Annotated in this window: 17 protein-coding genes; 8 read left to right on the forward strand and 9 right to left on the reverse strand. The window is 65.3% G+C overall.

Annotated features, from left to right (window positions below; translation table 11 throughout):
• Positions 1-115: 115 nt before the first annotated feature.
• From QD228_RS03525 to QD228_RS03555, 7 genes are all read right to left on the reverse strand, one after another.
• The gene (locus QD228_RS03525; RefSeq protein WP_279874457.1) at positions 116-2065 is read right to left on the reverse strand and encodes a glycosyltransferase family 2 protein; all 1950 of its coding nucleotides are present in this window, start codon (positions 2063-2065) and stop codon (positions 116-118) included.
• Positions 2062-4053 (reverse strand): AMP-binding protein, encoded by a 1992-nt coding sequence (locus QD228_RS03530; RefSeq protein WP_279874459.1) that lies wholly within the window; start codon positions 4051-4053, stop codon positions 2062-2064. Before QD228_RS03530 ends, QD228_RS03525 begins: the two co-directional genes overlap by 4 nt.
• Positions 4053-4664: a hypothetical protein gene (locus tag QD228_RS03535; protein ID WP_077375266.1), complete on the reverse strand. Its 612-nt coding sequence runs from the start codon at positions 4662-4664 to the stop codon at positions 4053-4055. The genes QD228_RS03530 and QD228_RS03535 overlap by 1 nt, the downstream gene beginning before the upstream one ends.
• Positions 4661-4933, reverse strand: coding sequence for an acyl carrier protein (locus tag QD228_RS03540; RefSeq protein WP_240499665.1), 273 nt, complete (start codon positions 4931-4933; stop codon positions 4661-4663). The genes QD228_RS03535 and QD228_RS03540 overlap by 4 nt, the downstream gene beginning before the upstream one ends.
• On the reverse strand, positions 4923-5192 hold the full coding sequence (locus QD228_RS03545) for a phosphopantetheine-binding protein (protein ID WP_077375262.1): 270 nt from the start codon (positions 5190-5192) through the stop codon (positions 4923-4925). The genes QD228_RS03540 and QD228_RS03545 overlap by 11 nt, the downstream gene beginning before the upstream one ends.
• Before the next feature lie 160 nt (positions 5193-5352).
• On the reverse strand, positions 5353-6198 hold the full coding sequence (locus QD228_RS03550; RefSeq protein ID WP_176493489.1) for a lysophospholipid acyltransferase family protein: 846 nt from the start codon (positions 6196-6198) through the stop codon (positions 5353-5355).
• The gene (locus tag QD228_RS03555; RefSeq protein ID WP_279874461.1) at positions 6198-6905 is read right to left on the reverse strand and encodes a beta-ketoacyl synthase chain length factor; all 708 of its coding nucleotides are present in this window, start codon (positions 6903-6905) and stop codon (positions 6198-6200) included. Before QD228_RS03555 ends, QD228_RS03550 begins: the two co-directional genes overlap by 1 nt.
• Before the next feature lie 429 nt (positions 6906-7334).
• On the opposite strand from QD228_RS03555, the gene QD228_RS03560 reads away from it, so the two are divergent.
• Positions 7335-8798, forward strand: coding sequence for a TrkH family potassium uptake protein (locus QD228_RS03560; RefSeq protein WP_136938958.1), 1464 nt, complete (start codon positions 7335-7337; stop codon positions 8796-8798).
• Between the two features lie 102 nt (positions 8799-8900).
• Here QD228_RS03560 and QD228_RS03565 read toward each other — a convergent pair whose 3' ends face one another.
• Both QD228_RS03565 and QD228_RS03570 read right to left on the reverse strand, forming a co-directional pair.
• Positions 8901-10157 (reverse strand): 1-acyl-sn-glycerol-3-phosphate acyltransferase, encoded by a 1257-nt coding sequence (locus QD228_RS03565; protein WP_279874462.1) that lies wholly within the window; start codon positions 10155-10157, stop codon positions 8901-8903.
• Positions 10158-10211: 54 nt separating this feature from the next.
• A complete protein-coding gene (locus tag QD228_RS03570; RefSeq protein WP_279874463.1) occupies positions 10212-11132 on the reverse strand; it encodes a recombination-associated protein RdgC in 921 nt (306 codons plus the stop codon).
• A 617-nt stretch (positions 11133-11749) separates the two neighbouring features.
• Between QD228_RS03570 and QD228_RS03575 the strand changes: the two genes are divergently transcribed.
• The 7 genes from QD228_RS03575 to cmk all read left to right on the forward strand — a co-directional run bounded on the left by QD228_RS03575 (position 11750) and on the right by cmk (position 21630).
• Positions 11750-12553: a YHYH protein gene (locus tag QD228_RS03575; protein ID WP_279874464.1), complete on the forward strand. Its 804-nt coding sequence runs from the start codon at positions 11750-11752 to the stop codon at positions 12551-12553.
• Positions 12554-12733: 180 nt separating this feature from the next.
• Complete coding sequence (locus QD228_RS03580; protein WP_279874465.1) at positions 12734-13225, forward strand: thioesterase family protein; 492 nt, start codon at positions 12734-12736, stop codon at positions 13223-13225.
• Positions 13226-13507: 282 nt separating this feature from the next.
• Positions 13508-16321, forward strand: coding sequence for a DNA gyrase subunit A (gyrA, locus tag QD228_RS03585; protein ID WP_176503168.1), 2814 nt, complete (start codon positions 13508-13510; stop codon positions 16319-16321).
• A gap of 58 nt (positions 16322-16379) precedes the next feature.
• Positions 16380-17474, forward strand: a complete 1095-nt coding sequence (gene serC, locus QD228_RS03590) for a 3-phosphoserine/phosphohydroxythreonine transaminase (protein ID WP_279874466.1) — start codon at positions 16380-16382, stop codon at positions 17472-17474.
• 45 nt (positions 17475-17519) lie between these two features.
• Entirely contained in the window at positions 17520-18626 is a 1107-nt protein-coding gene (pheA, locus tag QD228_RS03595; RefSeq protein ID WP_077375694.1) for a prephenate dehydratase, read from the forward strand.
• 38 nt (positions 18627-18664) lie between these two features.
• Positions 18665-20914 (forward strand): bifunctional prephenate dehydrogenase/3-phosphoshikimate 1-carboxyvinyltransferase, encoded by a 2250-nt coding sequence (locus QD228_RS03600; RefSeq protein WP_176493589.1) that lies wholly within the window; start codon positions 18665-18667, stop codon positions 20912-20914.
• Positions 20911-21630, forward strand: coding sequence for a (d)CMP kinase (gene cmk / locus QD228_RS03605; protein ID WP_084208009.1), 720 nt, complete (start codon positions 20911-20913; stop codon positions 21628-21630). Before QD228_RS03600 ends, cmk begins: the two co-directional genes overlap by 4 nt.
• Positions 21631-21650 lie beyond the last annotated feature (20 nt).

Raw genomic sequence — 21650 nt, forward strand, 5'->3', positions numbered from 1 at the left:
CTGAAAGCCGAGAGCCTGAAAGACGGAATGCCGGACAACTGAATCTGAAACTGAATCTGAGCTTGAACCTGAACCTGAAACTGAAACTGAGAAAGACGGGGTGACGCGCCAGCCGTCAGGTCACTCGCTCGGACTCCGAGGCACCTTCGCTAGAGGTCGGGACGTCGGGCGCCTGGTGCCAGAAGTCGAAGAAGTTGAACCATTGCAGCGGGTGGCGTCTGACACGCGCCTCGAGATGACCGGCATGGCGCTGCATGGCCTGCTCAATCCATGCCTCGCGGGTGCTGCGCTTGACGGCGCGGCTGTCATCGAAGGGCGCGAAATCGACCCGGAAGCGGGGATTGGCACCGCCCTGCTCGCGCACGCAGCTCAGGGTGTAGACGTGACAGCGCAGCAGCGCCGCCAGCATGAAGGGGCCCACGGGGAAGGGCGCAGGTTGATCGATGAAGTCGCAGTGCTGGACACGGGCGCGGGTGACGGCGCTCTGTTCCACGCTCTCCCGCTCGCTTCCCCCCGCGTTTTCCCGTTCTGCCGCCACGCTTTCGGGGGGAATCGGCACGCGGTCCGCGGCGATGACCACGAAGCCACCGCGATTGACGCGGTCACCCAGCGCCATGGCGGTGGCGGGGGTGATCTCGCTGACCTCGATCATCTGCGGCGGCTTGCGCCCGGTGGCCTGTTCCAGCAACTGGTTGAACTTCTCGGCGTGACGCGTGTGCACCAGCGCGCACAGGTCGATGTCGTGGCGCTCGCCGATGGCATTGATCACATCCAGATTGCCGTGGTGGGCGACGAGGATGATGCCGCCCTCGCCACGCAGCGCGGCATCGCGCAGGTCTTCCGGACCGGTGCCGGTCAGCGAGGAGAGCGGAATCTCGCCGCTCCAGGCCGAGACCTTGTCCATGATCGCCTCACCGAACTGCATGAAGTGGGCGAAGCTTCTGGCCCACAGGCGCACGCCGCCAAGTCCGGGCTCCAGGCGTCTGAGGTAATCGAAGGAGGCACGTCGCGCCACGCCGCGCAGCAGGAAGTACCACATCAGCACCGGGAACAGCGCGATGCGAAACGGCCAGGCCCCGAGCCGACGGCGGATCGTCACCATCAGCCGCATGCCGCTCAATGAGCCGGTTTCGGACAGGCGGGCCCAGTGATTGGGCGCGACGCTGTCGTCGGCGGTCTGTGCTGCACGGTCTTCGCCATCTGTCAGTGCGTCATCTTGAGCGTGGGCGGTTTGCCGCTTGCCGCCTCGGCGGCTCAGCGTGCGCCAGGCCAGTGTCGGCGAGCGCAGCAGCATGCCGCAGAACAGACGGGTATGCATGGCGCTGATCAACAGGTTGTCGTGGCAGGGGCGGAAGTGGCTGACGCCTCCGGTGGGGTAGCTGACACGCACCGGCAGGTTGGCCACCTCGCCCCCGGCCCAGTACCAGCGCACCAGTACCTCGGTGTCGAAGGACATGCGATCGCCACAGTCATTGCGCGCCAACAGGCGATTGGTGGCGGCCAGCGGGTAGAGGCGCACGCCGCACATGGTGTCGCGGATGGCCAGCGACAGGGTGTTGATCCATACCCAGACATGTGAGGCGTAGCGACCGTAGAAGCGGATGCGCGGCACGCTGGCATCGTATTCGGGATAGCCGATCTGCAGGCAGTCGGGATTGTCCTGCATGCCCTTCAGGAAGGCGGGCAGGTCACTGACATCGTGCTGGCCATCGGCGTCCACCTGCAGGGCATGGGTGAAGCCGAGCTGCTCGGCAGCCTGCAGGCCACTGCGCACCGCCGCTCCCTTGCCGCCATTGTGCGTGCGACGCACCAGGTGATGGCCCTCGGCCGCCAGCTGATCGAGTACCTCGGCGCAGGGGGCACTGCAGCCATCATCCACCAGCACGATGGGCAGGCCGAGCGGTGCCAGGCCCGCACAGACGCCGGCGATGGTGGCGGGGTGATCGTAGACCGGGATCACCACGCAGGCGCGCAGGGCGTTGCTCTGTTCAGGAGCGTTCTGGCGAGAGAGATGCTGCTCAGAATCGTGCTGCGAGTCGCTCACAGGCGCAGGGGATTGGCTCATGACGCCTCCGAGGTGGAATGGGGGGATGGGGTGGCCGCGGGCCCGTCGTCGCGGGCGACGTCCGGAGCATGCGGCTGACCATGACGCAGCCGTCCACTGGCATGCAGGCCTGCGCGGGATTCCAGCCGGAAGTCGAGCCGCAGGCCCTGGGCGTCTTCCAGCAGGTGAGTGCTCAGCGTGAAGCGCATGCCGGGCAGCAGCAGGTTGGAGAACTTGAGGCGTTCCAGGCGCAGAAAGGGCGCATCGTCCATGCCTACGCCGTTCACCCGCAGTGTCCTGCCTTGCTCGCGTGCCCACTTGAGCATCACCACGCCCGGCACCAGCGGTTGGGCGGCGAAGTGGCCGTCGAGATAGACCAGACCATCAGGCACCTCGGCTTCCAGGGTGTTCTGCTGTGGCCCGCTGGAGGTGTCTCCCAGCCAGCGTGGCAGGCGCGGATCATCGAGATCGGCGAACAGCCGCGCGATGGAGTCCGCGGTGAACTTGCCCTGGGCATTGAGCGGCAGGCGCGTGACGAAGCGCCAGTAGCGCGGCAGGGCGATGCGCTCGAAGCCCGGCATCAGCGCGCGGCGCAGGCGGGCGATCAGATCGCGGCGGCTGGCGTGATCCTGCGGCAGCGCGCACTCATCCATCACCACCACTGCGCCCAGGCGATGCTCACGCGTGGGCATCGGCAGGCAACGCACTTCAAGCACCTCCGCTTGCTCGCTCAGGCAGCGCTCCACCGCGCTCAACGAGACCCGCTTGCCGGCCAGCTTGACCAGCCGATCACTGCGCCCCAGCAGCTGAAAGCGTGGCGCCGCGTTCCGTGCGTCGTCACCCTCTGCCGCGTCCTCCACCAGCGCCGCCTTGTCGGCCTGCTGCCACCATTGATCAGGCGCTGCCAGAAATGGCGAGCGCACCGCGAAGTCCGGCGAGAAGGTGATCTCTACTGCCGGCAGCGGCGTCCAGTGGTCTGTCTCTTGCTGGCGGCGCCGGGCGATGCCGCCCGTCTCGGTGCTGCCGTAGAGCTCGATCACCGGTGCCTTCAGGCTGGCCTCGGCATGACGGGCAGCCTCGGCCGGCAGCGGCGCGCCCGAAGAAAAGACCCGCAATACCTGACCGAGTTCCGCCAGAGGAGCGGCGGATGGCGTCTGTTCATCGGTCTGTGGCAGACGCGCCAGCTGGGCCGGAGAGCTGACCAGCTGGCAGCGATGACCAAGCCCGGAAAGCTGGGCGATGGCGGCGGCCAGCTGCTCCGGGTAGTGGCAGGCTTCGCTCAGGAACGGCACGCCTTCGCTGAGCGGACGCAGCAGCGAGACCAGCAGGCCGTAGATGTGCTGATGGCTGACCTGACTGAGGCTGACGGTGTCCGGCGTGGACGCCAGGGCTGTATCAGGGCCTGTCGCCAGCGGCCATAGCACGCGATGCACGGCCAGTTCGGCCTCGAGCTGGTCGAAGCGCTTGGCGATGCGCAGTGGCTCGCCGGTGGAGCCAGAGGTGCAAAGCTCCAGTGCGATGCGTGCGGCATCGGGCGTGGTGTCCGGTCGTACAGGGGCAGGGGCAGAAGCCGTCGCGGCAGTACCTGCAGGGTCGGGCTGTCCCGGTGGCCAGCCATCGGCGGTGGTCTCGGGGAGCTGGCCGGCGCTGTCGCCCGCCAGACGTGCCAGGGTCTCGGGGCGGTCATCTCCCGGCAGGATCGCCCGCATGCCGCGTTCCCACAGCGCCAGCAGCTGTACGCAGGCGCCCAGCGTGGTGGGCTGGAACAGCACCCAGCGTGCGCCGGGCTGGCGGGCGTCGTGATCACCGGGCAGGCAGTCCAGCCAGTGATGCCAGGCGTCCACGCGCGCCATCAGTTCGGCACGCGTCAATGCGCGCAGTGGGTGACCGGGGATGGCCAGCCAGCAGGCCGGCGCCTCGGGTGACTGTTCGGCGAGTTGACGCCAGACATGCTGCGTCAACAGCGACGTGACCGGCGTATCCGGGCTGACGGGAGATGAGTCAGGCATCAGGTGTGTGAACTCCGCAGGCGACGGCGAACCAGCCATTCACCGCCGAACAGGAGGCCCATCAGCACATAGCTGATCAGGCCGTTGTAGAGCGTCCAGGTCGCCAGGTCGGCATGCAGGGCCGTCCAGCCGGCGATGCTGGCATTGAAGAGGAAGAAGGCACACCACACCCGGGTGACCTGGCGGGTGTAGCGCACGCCGGCAGGGGGCAGGTCGGGTTCCTTGAGGCGTGCGAGGCGCTCGATCACCGGCATGCCGCGCCACAGGCTGGTGGCGAAGACGCTGAGCATGGCCAGATTGACCAGTACCGGATAGGCCCGCAGCCCGAGTTCGGCCTCGCTCGCCACGCTGATGCCCACCAGCAGGGCGGCCAGACCCAGGCGCAGTGCCGGATGCAGCGGCAGGCGCTGGATCAGCAGGGCGCCGAACAGGATCAAGGCCCACACCCAGGGCGACGAGTGTCCACTGACCGCGCCGCTGTCTGCGGTGAGGCGCGACAGCAGGGCGTAGACCAGCAGTGGCCAGCCAAGAGCGGCCACGATGCCCAGCACGCCGAGCAGCACCCTGCTCAGTGCGGGGCGCGTGCGGCTGTCAGGGGACGACGGCGTCATGCCTGGCGCTGTGTCAGCTGTTCGACGGCGGTGACCACATCGTTGAGCGTGCGCACGCTCTTGAAGTCGTTGGCGTCGATGCGTCGGCCGGTGAACTTCTTGAGCTCGACCACCAGGTCCACGGCATCGATGCTGTCGATGTCGAGATCCTCGTAGAGGCGCGCCTCAGGGTGGATGTCAGCGGCCTCGATCTCGAACAGCTCGATCAGGGTGCTGCGGACATGGGCGTAGATCTCCTCGCGGGAGGGGGTCGGTTGATCAGCGCTCACGACGGGCCTCCACCATCTCGCGCAGCGCGTTGAGGCTGGCGAAGTGGGCCCGGGTGTCCTCGGACTCGGCATCCAGGGTGATGCCGTAGCGCTTCTGCAGCGCGAGGCCCAGCTCCAGGGCGTCAATCGAATCCAGTCCCAGGCCGTCCACGAACAGCGGCTCATCGGCGACGATGTCGTCCGGGGTGATGTCTTCAAGCTCCAGCGTATCGATGATCAGCTGCTTGAGTTCCAGTTCCAGCGAGGTGGTATCACTCATGGGAAATCCTCTCTCTAGCGCGTCAGGGTCGTTGATCCATGGATCAGCGATGATGTCGGGGGTCAGTCATTCAATAACGGCAGATATGCCATCTGGATGAATCTGCGGCATGCCTTCGTGACATGTCTGCCACTCATGCCTGGCCTTCCTGCACAGACTTTCATGCCTGATGGGGGCTGTCAGGCTCCGCGATGGCCTGCTGGAAACGCTCGAGCTGCGTGGCGAAGGTGCCCGCCAGCTGGCGGGTCAGTTCGCGGGCATCCCGGGACAGCGGCGCCTCCGGCTCATCCTGCTCCTGTGTACGGGAGACCTCGGGGGCCATGTCCGGCAGTACCTTGAGGTTGAGCATCACGCGCTGCGCGGGGATGTGGTACCAGGGCTCGCCCTTGGTCAGCGTGCTGGGCTGGCAGTCGATCAGCACCGGGGTGATGTCACAGGGCGTGCGCAGGGCGATGTTGGCGGCGCCGCGACGGAACTTCAGGGCGCGGCCCGGCACGCTGCGCGTCCCCTCGGGAAACAGGATCAGGGCGTTGCCCTTGGCCAGGCTCTCGCGGGCGGCATCCAGCACGCCCTGTGGCTCGTTGTTGGTGATATAGCCGGCGGCGCGGATCGGACCGCGAGTGAACGGGTTGCGGGCCAGACGCCCCTTGACCACGCAGTCGGCGTGGGGGATCAGCGCGATCAGGAAGACCACGTCGATCAGTGTCGGATGATTGGCCAGCACCAGCAGCCCCGGGCGCTGCAGACGCTGACAGTCGTGCAGACGGTAGTCGAGCACACCCAGGCCGCGCATCAGCTGGAGGAAGCCGCGCATGGCGTGATGGATGATGCGGCGCGCCAGGCGCTGGCGGCGTTCGCCATCGCGCATGCTCACTGTCAGCAGGGGCAGCAGCCCCCCCAGCAGCAGGCCACCCAGTCCGAAGACGCTGAAGCTGATGGCGGTGGCGATGCCACGCCACAGGCGCCCGAGGGGCGAGGATAGCCAGAAGGCATGACGAGGCGTCATCACTGCGGCGCGGCGTCAGTGGCGGGAGGAGGGTTCAGTTGCCAGGCCTGCCGGCGACAGACGAGCGGTGTCTGTCCGGCGGCTTCCAGCCACTCGATCACCTCGATGGGGGTCGGGGCGTGGCGGGCCGGCTCCTCGGCGTCGACTGGCAATGCGGCGAGCCGCGGGGCCTCAGGCGAGGTGCGGCTCAAACGCATGGCGACGGCACTGGCATGCTCGGGATAGTCGCCGTGGTGCTGGAAGGCCTCTGGCGCGGCGATATCGGAGAACAGCACGATGACTTCCTCCCGCTCCCCCAGATAGCCGAGCGCTTCGCTCATCAGTGCATCGAACTCGTCACCGCAGGCGGCGAGCGCCTCGAGCGGCTGATGGGACTGACGCGTGATCGAGTACATGCCAAGGATGGCGTTGTGCACCGAGAGCGAGAAGCGTGCGGGTGACAAGGCTTCCTGCGGCTGGGTGGCCGAGTCGAGCAGGGCAAGTATCTTGCTGGTGTCGCCATGTCGGGAGGCGTGGATGATCGGCAGATCGCCCTCAGGGTCGAGGGTGAACAGCAGCTTGCAGCATGCCTGCCCGACCGGACTCAGTCGGCGGCGGAGTATCGCCGGTACCTGTTCGGCACGCGGGGAGGGGGTGATGTCGGTGCGACCGTCGTGGGTCGTGCGTGTCGCACTCGCCTGCCAGGCTCGCCAATCAGTCAGACGCATGAGGTTCCTGTCCGTGAACGCATCGTTGCCATATTGGAGCCTCAGTGTACCGCAGGGGAAACGGCCAGCCCAAGCCAGCGGCCCATCAGGCCGACCGTTGTCGCTCTGGTGGACTAATGCCCGGTGCCGCCCGAGTGAGACGTCGCGGACCCGGCGCCTCGCGCCACCGCGCGCTGGGCGCCTTGCGGGCATGAGCACTGGACTGCCCGCGATGACGGTGTAAGGTGTCGCTTCAGCGAGCCAGAGGCCGAGGGCCTGAGGGCGATGGGAGCGCCGGCAGCGGGGGCGTGTGCGCCTGCCGGGCGGTCCTGTCATGCCTTCTGGTGGTCATAACGAAGGGTGAGGATGGGGAATGAAGCCGATCATGCGTGAGGTAACGTCATGAGCACGCCGAGGGAGGCGAGAGCGGGGGGCCACGGTGCCGCCTTGATGCGCCGTCTGCAGGTGACGGAGTGGCTGCCGGTGGTCCGGGTGCTCGGCCTGCTGCTGTGCGTGGTGGCGGTGATGATGCTGGTGCCGCTGCTGCTGTTGCTGGAAGAGGGCGATGCGGATGCGTGGGCCTTCGCGATATCGCTGGGCATCACGCTGGGGTCGGCTCTGGTGATGCTGTTGGTCTCGCACCAGGTGGAGCTGCAGCTCAAGCCCCGCGCGATGTTCGTGCTGACGACCCTGAGCTGGGTGCTGGTGTCAGCCTACTCGAGCCTGCCATTGATCTTCGGCGCGACCCACCTGGGCGTCACCGATGCCGTCTTCGAGTCGGTCTCGGCGATCACCACCACCGGCTCGACCGTGCTGACCCACATCGAAGGACTGTCGGATGGCCTGAAGCTGTGGCGGGGCCTGATGCAGTGGGTGGGGGGGATCGGCATCATCGTGATGGCCATCGCGATCCTGCCGTTCCTGAAGGTGGGTGGCATGCGTCTGTTCCAGACCGAATCCTCGGACTGGTCCGACAAGGTGCTGCCACGTGCCGGGGGTGTCGCCAAGGCGATCGGGCTGGTCTATGTGGGGCTGACGCTGCTGGCGATCCTGAGCTACTGGCTGGGGGGCATGCTGCCGCTGGATGCCGTGGTGCATGGCATGACCTCGCTGGCCACGGGCGGGTTCGCCAACTACGACAGCTCGATGGGCATCTATTCCGATCGCCCGCATCTGCTGTGGATGGCTTCCGCCTTCATGCTGCTGGGGGCGCTGCCCTTCGTGCTGTTCATCCGCGCCTGGCAGGACAGTGCCGGGGTGATGTGGTGCGACGCCCAGGTGCGCGGCTTCCTGCGTTTGCTGGGCTGGGTGATCGCGGCGCTGACGCTCTATCGCGTCGTGCTGGGGGAGGACCTCTTCACGGCGCTGACCCAGGTGACCTTCAATGTCATGTCGGTGGTGACCACCACGGGCTATGCCAGCGATGACTACAGTGCCTGGGGGCCCTTCGCGGTGGTGGCCTTCTTCTATCTGACCTTCGTCGGGGGCTGCAGCGGCTCCACCAGTGGGGGCATGAAGATCTTTCGCCTGCAGATCGGCCTGATCATGCTCGGCAATCACCTGCGCTCGCTGATCCATGCCAACGGGGTTTTCTCCCAGCGCTACAACGGGCGCGCCCTGCCGGATGAAGTGGTGCGCGCGGTCATCGCCTTCTCGTTCTTCTTCTTCATCACCATCGGCGGGCTGGCACTGGCGCTGTCATTGATCGGGCTGGATCTGGTGACCGCCGTGACCGGTGCCGTGACCGCCGTCACCAACGTTGGCCCCGGGCTTGGGGACATCATCGGCCCGGCCGGCAACTTCGCACCGCTGCCTGACAGCGCCAAATGGCTGCTGTGCATCGGCATGCTGATGGGGCGCCTCGAGATCCTGACCGTGCTGGTGCTGTTCTCGCCCAGCTTCTGGCGCAAGTAGGCGCTCGCCGGCAGCAGGCTGCATGAAGCGGCCAGACACGACAACGCCACCGTCGCAGGACGGTGGCGTTGTCGTGTCCAGGGCGGTATCCCGTGAGCGGGATCAGTCGGTGGCGGTGGCCTCGGCGGCGTCCAGCTTCTCGTCGAGATCGATGGACAGGCCTTCACGATTGAGGATCGGGTTGGCGTACTGCACCAGCCACCAGTCCCTGAGCTCACTCGGCACGCGGGCGAGACGATTCTCGAACACGGCGCGCTCGGCACCACTGATGGCGGAGACATCCAGCGCGGCGGCCAGGCGTGGCTCGTCACGCAGCTGCGGACGGCTGGCAGCCAGTTTCTCGAGTGCCAGCTGGTGGCTCGGGTAGAGGGTGTAGTGCTGGAGTACCTGACGGTCGACTTCGGCGACCACGTCGTCCGGAGTGGCGAAATCACCCTTGAGCGGCTCGCCGAACACCAGCTTGACGCGCCCCTTGTGACCGCTGATACCGGCGGCGATCGACTGGATGTCCTCGTATTGCACCTTCTCGTAGCGCCCTTCATTGGCGATGGCCGCCAGTTCGCGCGCCTTCTGCAGATCGCAGGGGTCGAATTCGTAGCTGATGGACACCGGCACGATGTTGAGCTCGCTGACGCTCTCGCTGAAGGGGCGTGTCTTGTCGGCGGTGCGGGCCGCCATGGTCAGCATCTTGATGATGGCGCTTTCGGTGCCGTCACGGCCATCCTTGGCACGTCCTTCCCGCTGGGCCAGCCAGATGGAGTGCCGATCGTGGATCAAGGAGTGACGAATATAGCCCGACAGTGACTGGTAGGCCGCCAGCATCGCGCGCTTGCCCTTGGCGGAGCGCGGCACGATGAAGCTCTTGTTGAGGCGCATCAGGTCGGTGACGAAGGGCTTCTGCAGCAGGTTGTCGCCGATGGCGATGCGCACCGTGTCGCGGCCGTGACGATAGAGCGCGTAGTTGACGAAGGCCGGGTCCAGCGAGATGTCGCGGTGATTGGACAGGAACAGATACGGCGTGTCTTCCGACAGCCGCTCGAGTCCCACCGTCTCGAAACTGGTGGTGGTGGTATGGATCATGCGCGCCATGTAGCTGGCGATGCGGGTCTGGAAACTGGCCACGTCCTTCACGCCCATCATCTCGCGCTTGATGGCCAGGCGAGCGATCTGGCGCGCCAGCCACGGGAAGCGCTGGGTCAGTCCCGGCAGGCGGAAGCGAGTCAGGGTGTCGAGCAGTTCGCGGTCCTGCTCGAGGCGCACCAGTACCTCACTTACCTCGTGATCGTGGTAGGGGCGAATCCTGGCGAACGGGTCCTGTTCGTCAGGCGTGGCAGGCTTGGGCGTTGCTGTGTCAGTCATCGACGCACGTCATCCGGATTGTCATTCTTGAGAAGAGAAGAAAGGGGGTGGCGCTCAGCTTCCCGGCTGAGCTTCGCCGCCCAGCCAGGCGGTCATCTGCTCGATCACGCCGGAGAGCACCTGGGCCATCAGCGCGAAGTCGGTCTCCAGTCGCAGGATGGGGTCTTCACCATCCTCCTGGGCATTGGCTTCATCGATGACGGCATCGGCGAACTTGAGGCTCTTGAGCGCCATGTCCTCGCCGAGGATCAACGCGACGCGGCCCTCGACTTCCAGTGCCAGCTTGCTGACCACGCGGCCCAGAGTGAGCGCCGTCTGGATTTCCTCGCCGTCGAGGTCGAACTGACGGGCGCGCAGCACGCCATCCTCGCCGCCCGGCGCCTTGAGCTCGACCTGATCACCGACGATGAGGTCATCCGGACGCGAGGCCACGTCCTTCAGCCAGGTGGTCATCACCTGGGAGGGCGGCTGGGCGACGGCCAGCGGCGTGACCTTGAGCGAGCCGAGCGTCTGGCGCAGCAGGTCGAGGACTTCTTCGGCGCGCTTGGCGTTCGAGGCGTTGACGGCGATCAGCCCGCGACGGCTGTCCCACCACAGGTCAGTGCGCGAGGAGCGCGTGAAGGCGCGTGGCAGCAGCTCCTCGTAGATCTGCTCCTTGAGGGTCAGCTTCTCGCGGCGACGCAGCGGACGACCTTCCGCCGTCTCGCGCTCGGCGACTCGCTCCTCGAGTTCTTCCTTGACCACGGCAGCGGGCAGGACACGTTCCTGACGCAGTGCGCTGATCAGATAATGGCCCTGGATCTCGTGGACCAGCATGTCGCTGTTGCGACCGCCCGGTGCCACCCAGCCGATACGCTTGGCTTCGACGCCGGTGACCGGGCGGAAGACATGCTCCGGCAGGGCGTCGGCGAGACGACCCTCTTCCAGCGGTGCGCTATCGTGCAGGCGATACAGTTGCAGGTTCTTGAACCACATGCGACCAGTCCTTGAGTCCGGTGAACGGGGGCTGCCCGTCTGAATGGCGCATATTATGGCGAAACTCATGCGGCGGGTCATCCGCCGTGGACGTGACCCTGCGTCACACTGCGGTTGCCGGCCATCGCGCGCGAGCGCAAAGACATACTGTGTGCACGCTGTGGCGCTAGTCTGAGATCGACCTGCCGGTTCGCGGTCTGGCGGTTTGCGGTATCGCCCGATAGATATCGACCCGCAGGCATCGACCATCAGATTTGAGACGCGGAGGGCGGCAGAGTGATCGACGACGGTGTTATGAAGACTGCTGTGGGGACTGCTGTGGGGACTGCTGAGGAGACGGTTGTGGCGGCTTTTGTGAAGAGCAGAGCATCGGGCGCGAGCGCGCTGAAACGGGCACGGCCGCTGACGCGCACGACAGGGCGGCCAGCACGGCGGCGGCCAGTGCAACGGTCACGAAAGAGACAGTCGCTGCAGAGGAAGCCACGGACGGCGAACCTGCCCCGGCGGCGGTTGGACTGGATCCTCAGATATTTGCCGCGGGCGCGATCGTCGGTGAGGTCGAGACCGTCGACTGCACCCTGAGCGGCGGCACGCAGACGACCTGCTATCAGTTCCGTGTGGCCGGTGCGCCCGCGGACCCGGAAACCTCGCCGGAGGGGCCTTTCTGCCCACCCAATATCCATTCCGGTGAGGAGGAAGGCGGCACCTGGATGGATGGCGAGGGCACCCTCTATCAGGTGGACGGCGAGTTCATCAAGAATCTTGCCACTCTCTATCAGGACAAGGAGTGGCAGATGTACGACGTCAACACGGGCGAGATCACCGTGATCGATGGCGCGCGTGGTTGTGAGGTGGCGGGGGACCCGAACCCCATCGAAGGCTTCGACAACTTCTGTCTCGAGTGTCCGCTTGAGGAACTGGACGGCGGCATCGAGAAGACTGTCGTGATCCCCAGGGTGCCGGTACCGGCCGCCGAGCCGACCTCGCTGGCCGGCCGCGCCAACACCGGCGTGGCGCTCAATGGCGTGCTGTTCGGCCCGCCGGCACCGCTGGAGCTGATCCTGAGCTCTCACACCCTGGGGGTGCTCGATGATTGTGGCGCGCATGCCAATCCGCATGAGGGCTATCACTATCACACCGCCACCGGCTGCTCCGAGATCGGCATTCAGGAGGATGGCCATTCGCCGATGATCGGCTATGCGCTGGATGGCTATGCCATCTATGCCAGAGAGGACAAGGACGGCAATGTTCCCGCTGAGCTGGATGACTGTGGCGGCGAGACGGACCCGGAGCGTGGCTATCACTACCACGCCTCCGCGCCGGGGGTTAACCAGATCTTCGGCTGTTTCATGGGCGAGAAGGGGCACTTCCTCGACGAGGAGGGAGGCGAGAGGCCGCCGCAGGGCCCGCCCGGCGAGTAGCCGTCCTGCAGGTCTGGACGTGAAGGGCATCGTCCGTGGCAGATCCCGCCGCCTTGTCAGGATGGCGTGCAGGGCAGGCGCCATCATTCAACCAAGCGTTTGTTTTTCTGCTCGTGCCCGGCCTAAGATCTGATGACGAGGGCCGAGCAGGCTCATCCGTTTCCCGCACAGGAGGCAAGGATGCAACAGGACAGCCGTCAACAGGACGCCGCCGATGAGACCGCCGGCACTTTCAGTCGCACGACACTGACGGTGCGAGGTTATCACCTGGATGGCTATGGGCACGTCAACAACGCCCGGTATCTGGAGTTCTACGAAGAAGGGCGCTGGGAGTTCATGCTCGCGCATCTGGACCTGGCGGACCTCAAGCGCGAGGGCATCGCGATGGTGGCGGTCAATGTCAATCTGGACTGGCATTATCCGGCCACCGTGCATGATGAGCTGGTGATCACCACGCGACTCGCTCGGGTCGGGCGGCGCAAGATGATCATGCATCAGGAGATCCATCTGGGCGAGACGCGCATGGGCGAGGTGCATCCGCGCTCCGGCACACTGGTCTCCCGCGCGGATTTCACCTTCGTGCTGATGAATACCCAGACCGGACGGGCCATGCCGCTGGAGGGAGAAATCGGCACGCTGCTGGTATCATTGCTGTCGCCCGAGCCGCAATGAGCGCTGTCAGCGACAGGGGCGCGGCAGTGGGCCGCGTGCCCTTGAGGCCGTACTACCGTACTGACATCCGTTTGCGGGCTCGTGTGAGCTGCTAGGTGAGCGCGCAAGTGATATAATCCCGCCACTTCGGTGCCGCGGAGCTGGCACCCCGTGTCCGCTTCACGCCACTGCCGCGCTGCAGTAGCGACCGAAACCTGATGCTGCCCGAAATACGGTTGCTGCCCCGAAACATTGTCGCTGCCGCAGTGGCGCCAACAGTTGAGTTCAAGGATTTGACGAATCATGGGTGAGATCGCCAGAGAGATACTGCCAGTCAACATCGAGGACGAGCTCAAACAGTCGTATCTCGATTACGCGATGAGCGTCATCATCGGGCGTGCCTTGCCGGATGTCCGCGATGGCCTCAAACCGGTTCACCGTCGCGTGCTGTTCGCGATGCACGAACTGAACAATGACTGGAACAAGGCCTACAAGAAATCCGCCCGTGTCGTCGGCGATGTGATCGGTAAATACCACCCGCACGGTGACAGTGCGGTCTATGACACCATCGTCCGCATGGCCCAGCACTTCTCCATGCGTTATGTGCTGGTGGATGGTCAGGGCAACTTCGGTTCCATCGATGGCGACAGCGCCGCGGCGATGCGTTACACCGAGGTGCGCATGGCGCGCCTGGCGCACGAGCTGCTGGCCGACCTCGAGAAGGACACCGTCGACTGGGTCGACAACTATGACGGCACCGAGCGCATTCCTGCCGTGTTGCCGACCAAGACCCCGAACCTGCTGGTCAACGGCTCCTCCGGTATCGCCGTGGGCATGGCCACCAACATCCCGCCGCACAACATGGGCGAGGTCATCGATGGCTGTCTGGCGCTGATCGACAACGGCGACCTGACCATCGATGAACTGATGGAATACATCCCGGGGCCGGACTTCCCGACCGCGGGCATCATCAACGGCCGTGCCGGCATCCTCGATGCCTATCGCACCGGCCGTGGTCGCATCTATGTGCGTGCCGTGCATACCATCGAGCACCACGACAAGAGCGGTCGTGACCACATCATCATCACCGAGCTTCCCTACCAGGTGAACAAGGCGCGTCTGATCGAGAAGATCGCCGAACTGGTCAAGGACAAGAAGATCGAGGGCATCGCCGAGCTGCGTGACGAGTCCGACAAGGACGGTCTGCGCGTGGTCATCGAGACCAAGCGTGGCGAATCCGGTGAAGTGGTCGTCAACAACCTCTTCTCCCAGACCCAGCTCGAGACCGTCTTCGGCATCAACATGGTCGCGCTGCACGAAGGTCAACCGAAGATCCTGAATCTCAAGCAGATTCTGGAATCCTTCGTGCGTCACCGTCGTGAAGTCGTCACCCGTCGTACGCTGTTCGAACTCAAGAAGGCGCGCGAACGCGGCCACATTCTTGAAGGTCTGGCGGTGGCGATCTCGAACATCGATGAGGTGATCGAGCTGATCAAGGGCTCGCCGAGTGCGGCGGAAGCCAAGGAAAAGCTGATCGATCGTGAATGGCAGCCGGGTCAGGTGGTCGAGATGCTCGAGCGCGCCGGTGCCACTTCCTGCCGTCCGGAAGACCTGCCGGAAGGTCTGGGGCTGTCTGAAGATGCCAGGCATTATCGTCTGTCGCCGGCCCAGGCCCAGGCCATCCTCGAGCTGCGCCTGCATCGCCTGACCGGTCTCGAGACCGAGAAGCTGCTGGCCGAGTACTCCTCCATCCTCGAGCGCATCGCCGAGCTGATGGAGATCCTGTCCTCTGCCGATCGCCTGATGGAAGTCATCCGCGAAGAGCTGCGCGAAGTGCGTGCCCAGTACGCCGATGAGCGCCGCACCGAGATCATGACCAGCCGTCGTGACCTGACCATCGAAGACCTCATCAACGAGGAAGACATGGTGGTGACGGTCTCGCGCAGCGGTTATGCCAAGACCCAGCCGCTGTCTGACTACCAGGCCCAGAAGCGTGGTGGCCGCGGCAAGTCCGCCACCGCGATGAAGGACGAGGATGTCATCGAGCACCTGCTGGTCGCCTCGACCCATGACACCGTGCTGCTGTTCTCCAACAAGGGCAAGGTGTACTGGCTCAAGGTCTACGAGATGCCGCAGGCCTCGCGTGGTTCGCGCGGCAAGCCGCTGGTCAACCTGATTCCGCTGGCGGAAGGCGAGTGGGTGACCACCATCCTGCCGGTGCGTGATTACGCCGCCGACAGCTACATCTTCTTCGCCACGGCCAACGGCACGGTCAAGCGTACGGCGCTGAGCCAGTTCTCGCGTCCGCGCAGCGTCGGTCTGATCGCGCTGGACATCGAGGAAGGCGACCGTCTGATCGGCGCCGACATCACTTCCGGCTCCGACCACGTCATGCTGCTGTCGTCCAACGGCAAGGCGATCCGCTTCGAGGAGCAGAACGTGCGTGTCATGGGCCGTACCGCTCGCGGTGTGCGCGGCATGCGTCTGATCGGCGATGCTCAGGTCATCAGCCTGATCATCCCGCGCACCACGGCCATCGATGACAACGAGGCTGACGTCGATGATTCGCTGGATGTGACGGCGGATGGCGTCGAGAGTGCTGATGTGGCAGCCACTGATGTCGCGACGGATGAAGGCGTCGCGACCGGTGAGGTGCCGCAGTGCTACATCCTGACGGCCTCGGCCAATGGCTACGGCAAGCGTACGCGCCTGGAAGAGTTCCCGCTGCGTGGCCGCGGTGGCCAGGGCGTGATCGCGATGCAGACCAGCGAGCGCAACGGCGATCTGGTCAGCGCGGTTCAGGTCAGCGACAACGATGAACTGATGCTGATCACCGACCGCGGCACCCTGGTGCGGACCCGTGTGGCCGAGGTGTCCATCACCTCGCGCAACACTCAGGGCGTGACCCTGATCCGCACGGCGGAAGAGGAGCGACTGGTGACCACGGTGCGTGTCGACGAGCCGGAAGATGTCGTGGTGATCGACGAAGACGGTACGGTCGCTCACGACGTCGAGGGTCAGGAAGAAGGCAAGAAGGACGCGCTGAGCACCGATGAACAGGTGCAGGCGGGAGACGCTGCCGAGTCGACGGATACCCCGCCGACAGACGTGGAATAAGACGCTGGATTGCGACCGCCTTCGGGGCGGTCGCTTCACTTTCGGGAATTAAGACGACATGACACGCAAGTTCAATTTCTGCGCCGGTCCTGCTGCACTGCCGACCGCTGTCCTGGAACGCGCACGCGCCGAGATGCTGGATTATCAGGGCCGCGGACTGTCCGTCATGGAGATGAGTCATCGCTCCGACGACTTCGTGGCCATCGCCGAGAAGGCCGAGGCGGATCTGCGCGAACTGCTCGACATTCCGTCCCACTATCGCGTGCTGTTCATGCAGGGCGGCGCTTCCACCCAGTTCGCGGGGGTGCCTCTGAACCTGCTGGGTGAGGGTGGCAGCGCCAACTATCTCTATACCGGTATCTGGGGCAAGAAGGCGATCAAGGAAGCCGAGCATCTGGCCGTGGGCAGCCATGTGGCCGCCTCCAGCGAAAGCAATGGCCTGATTGCCGTGCCGCGTCAGAATGCGATCCAGCTCTCGGGTGATGTGGGCTATCTGCACTACACCGCCAACGAGACCATCGGCGGCCTCGAGTTCGACTACATTCCCGAGGTGGCAGCGGATGGCGTGCCGCTGGTGTGTGACATGTCGTCTTCCATCCTGTCGGGGCCGCTGGATGTCAGCCGTTTCGGTGTCATCTATGCCGGTGCCCAGAAGAACATCGGTCCGGCGGGTCTGACGCTGGTCATCGTGCGTGAAGATCTGCTCGAGCGTGCGCGCAAGGACTGCCCGACCATGCTGAACTGGAAGACGGCCGCCGAGGCGGGCTCCATGTTCAACACCCCGCCGACCTATGCCTGGTATCTCTCAGGCCTGGTGTTCGAGTGGCTGAAGGATGAGGTCGGGGGTCTCGATGCCATGAATGCGATCAATGATCGCAAGGCGCAGGCACTTTATGCGGCCATCGACGGCAACGACTTCTACTCCAATCCGATCGTCACCGAGAACCGTTCACGCATGAACGTGCCGTTCGTGCTGGCCGATGATCGTCTCGACAAGACCTTCCTTGCCGAGTCCGAGGGGGCGGGTCTGCTCAACCTGGCCGGTCACCGCAGTGTCGGTGGCATGCGTGCCAGTCTCTACAACGCCGTGCCGGAAGCTGCCGTCACTGCGCTGGTGGACTTCATGGGCGACTTTGCGCGTCGTCACGGCTAAGGGAGAGGTGAGATGACGGATTCCAAGCAGAATCCTGCGCCGCAGGTGGCTGCCAAGGCGGTCACGCTGGACGAGCTACGTCAGCGCATCGATACCATCGACAGCGAGCTGCTGCGCCTGATCAGCGAGCGGGCGGGCTGTGCGCAGCAGGTGGCCGAGGTCAAGATGGCGGCCGGTGACGTGGGCGAGGATGGCCAGGTGCAGTTCTATCGTCCTGAGCGTGAAGCCCAGGTGTTGCGCCGTATCATGGCCGACAACCCCGGCCCGCTGAAGGGCGAGGAGATGGCGCGTCTGTTCCGCGAGATCATGTCCGCCTGTCTGGCGCTGGAGCAGCCGATTCGTCTGGCCTATCTCGGCCCGGAAGGCACCTTTACCCAGCAGGCCGCGCTCAAGCACTTCGGTGACAGCGCCGTGACCAAGCCGATGGCCGCCATCGACGAGGTGTTCCGCGAAGTGGAAGCCGGCGCGGTGCAGTACGGCGTGGTGCCGGTGGAAAACTCCACCGAGGGCGTCATCAATCACACGCTGGATTCGTTCATGGGCTCGCAGCTCAAGATCTCCGGCGAAGTGGTGCTGCGCATTCACCATCACCTGCTGGTGGGCCCGAATACGCGTCGCGAGAAGATCTCGCGCATCTATTCCCACGCCCAGTCGCTGGCCCAGTGCCGCAAGTGGCTGGATGCCCACTTCCCGCACGCCGAGCGCATCGCGGTGTCCTCGAATGCCGAGGCCGCGCGTCAGGTGCGCACCGAGTGGCACAGTGCGGCGATTGCCGGTGACATGGCGGCCAAGCTCTATGAGCTGGAGAAGGTCGAGGAGAAGATCGAGGACAGCCCCGACAACTCCACGCGTTTCTTGATCATCGGCGACAGCTCGGTGCCGGCGTCCGGCGATGACAAGACGTCCATCGTGGTGGCGATGCGCAACCAGCCGGGCGCGCTGCATGACCTGCTGGCACCGTTCCATCGCCACCAGATCGATCTGACCCGTGTCGAGACGCGGCCGTCGCGCTCGGGTGCCTGGAACTATGTCTTCTTCATCGACTTCCGTGGCCACCGTGATGATCCGCTCATCACGGAGACGCTGGAAGAGCTGCGTCAGTGCGCGGCGGACGTCAAGGTGCTCGGGTCCTACCCGGTCGGTGTGCTGTGAGCGAGTCGGAACAGGCAGTGACTGGCGCGGCGGCGGACATGCTGTCCTCGGAGCGGCTGGCCGGCGAGCGGCGTATCCTGCTGGTCGGGCTGGGGTTGATCGGTGGCTCGCTTGCCGCCGCATTGCGTGCGGCGGGTCATCGCGGCGAGATTCTCGCCTGTGATCGGGATTCCAACGAGATCTGCCTCGGTCAGCGCATGAAGCTGATCGATGGCGGCAGTACTCAGCTGGCTGGGCTGGTGCCCGGCGCCTCGCTGGTGGTGCTGTGCGTGCCGGTGATGGCGATGCAGGGCGTGATGGCGGAGATCGCACCGCTGCTGGACGATGATGCGGTGGTCACCGATGTCGGCAGCACCAAGGGCGCGATCCGCGACGCGGCGATCGGCGTGTTCGGTCACATGCCGCCGAATCTGGTGCTCGGGCATCCGATCGCCGGTTCCGAGAAGAGCGGGGTGGCGGCGTCCAATCCCGAGCTCTATCGCGATCACAAGGTGATTCTGACGCCGGAACCGGATAGTGATCCCGAGGCCGTGGCACGCGTGGCCGCCATGTGGTCGGTGTGTGGTGCTCAGCTGCTGGACATGAGCGTGGCACGCCACGACGAGGTTCTGGCACGCACCAGCCATCTGCCGCATCTGCTGGCGTTCTCGCTGGTGGACAGCCTGGCGCGTCAGGATGAGCGCCTGGAGATCTTCCGCTACGCGGCGGGCGGTTTCCGCGACTTCACGCGTATCGCGGGCAGTGACCCGGTGATGTGGCGTGACGTCTATCTGGCCAACCGCGATGCGGTGCTGGAGGCGCTGGATGAATTCGAGGCCGGGGTAGCGCGAGTGCGTGCTGCCGTGACCGCGGGCGATGGCGAGGCGATGCTGGGGATATTCACCCGCGCCAGCCACGCTCGACACTACTTCAATACCCTATTGAAACAGACGAGTTATCAGACAATGGAACAGCAGAACGTGCGGTACCGTGCACTGCCGGGTGGGCAGGTTCAGGGGCGCATTCGTGTGCCGGGTGACAAGTCCATGTCACATCGCTCCATCATGCTGGGCGCGCTGGCGAACGGTGTGACCGAGGTCGAGGGCTTCCTCGAGGGTGAAGACAGCCTGGCCACGCTGCAGGCCTTCCGCGACATGGGCGTGGTCATCGAAGGCCCGCATCAGGGTCGTGTGACCATTCATGGCGTGGGCCTCAACGGCCTGAAGCAGCCGCCGGGCCCGCTGTATGTCGGCAACTCCGGCACCGCGATGCGTCTGTTCGCCGGTCTGCTGGCCGGTCAGGCCTTCGATACCGAGCTGACCGGTGATGCCTCGCTGACCAAGCGCCCGATGGACCGCGTCGCCAACCCGCTGCGCGAGATGGGCGCGGTGATCGATACCGCCGAGAATGGCCGTCCGCCGCTGCGTATCCACGGTGGTCAGCCGCTCAAGGGGATCCGCTACGAGATGCCGATGGCGTCCGCTCAGGTCAAGTCCTGCCTGCTGCTGGCCGGTCTCTACGCCGAAGGCGAGACCCGCGCCATCGAGCCGGCACCGACGCGTGATCACACCGAGCGCATGCTCAACGGCTTCGGCTACAAGGTCGAGCGTCAGGGCGCCGAGGCATGGCTGACCGGTGGTGGCAGCCTCGAGGCCTGCCCGATCGACGTGCCGGCCGACATCTCCTCCGCGACCTTCTTCCTGGTCGCCGCGGCCATCACGCCGGGTGCCGATCTGGTGCTGGAGCACGTCGGCATCAACCCGACGCGCATCGGCGTGATCAACATCCTCAAGGCGATGGGCGCCGATCTGAGCATCTCCAACGAGCGTGAAGTCGGCGGTGAGCCGGTGGCGGACCTGCACATCCGCTATGCGCCGCTCAAGGGGATCGACATCCCGGAAGATCAGGTCCCGCTGGCCATCGACGAGTTCCCGGCGCTGTTCATCGCGGCGGCCAATGCCGAGGGCATGACCCGCCTGCGTGGCGCCGAGGAGCTGCGCGTCAAGGAATCCGACCGCATCCAGGTGATGGCGGACGGTCTGGCGCAGATCGGTGTCGAGCACGAAGTCGTCGCCGACGGTATCGACATCCGTGGCGGTGCCTACGGTGGCGGTCTGGTCGACAGTCACGGTGACCACCGTATCGCGATGGCCTTCAGCGTGGCGGCGCTGCGTGCGCAGGGCGAAATACTGATCGATGATTGTGCCAATGTCGCGACCTCCTTCCCGAACTTCGTGGCGCTGGCCAGTGAAGTCGGCATGCAGGTCGAGAACCTCGGTGCCGTGGCACCCGGACAGGAGGCGTCATGAGTGGTGAAGCGACTCCGCATCACAGCCAGGTGAGCGATGAGCCGGTGCTGACCCTCGATGGCCCCGGCGGGGCCGGCAAGGGCACCATCAGCCGTCTGGTCGCGGCGAGCCTGGGCTGGCACCTGCTGGACTCCGGTGCGCTGTATCGCCTGACGGCTCTGGCTGCCGAGCGTCACGGTGTGGCCTTGGAGGACGAGTCCGCGGTGGCCACCATCGCCGAGCACCTCGATGTCCAGTTCGATGCCGAGGGGGATGCCACTCGCGTGATTCTCGAGGGTGAAGACGTCACGCGTGACATCCGTCTCGAGACGGTCGGCAACAACGCCTCCATCATCGCGGCCCAGCCGCGCGTGCGCACCGCACTGCTGGCACGTCAGCGTGCCTTCGCGCGTGCGCCGGGCCTGGTGGCCGACGGTCGCGACATGGGCACGGTGGTCTTCACCGAGGCGCCGCTCAAGATCTTCCTCACCGCCTCGGCCGAGGAACGTGCGCGCAGACGTCATGCCCAGTTGCAGGAAGCGGGTGTGGATGCTAATATTTCGAGCCTTTTGACAGAAATACAGGCGCGCGATGCACGCGACATGGGCCGGGCAGTCGCCCCGCTCAAGCCGGCAGATGATGGCGTGATCCTCGATACGACGGATCTCGACATCGAGCAGGTGGTCGAGCGCATCCAGCAGCTGCTGGTCGAGTATGGCCTGGTGGCGGAACGCTGAAACGGCATGTCCGTGGCCTT

The organism is Cobetia sp. 3AK (assembly GCF_029846335.1).
Taxonomy (GTDB): Bacteria; Pseudomonadota; Gammaproteobacteria; order Pseudomonadales; family Halomonadaceae; genus Cobetia; species Cobetia marina.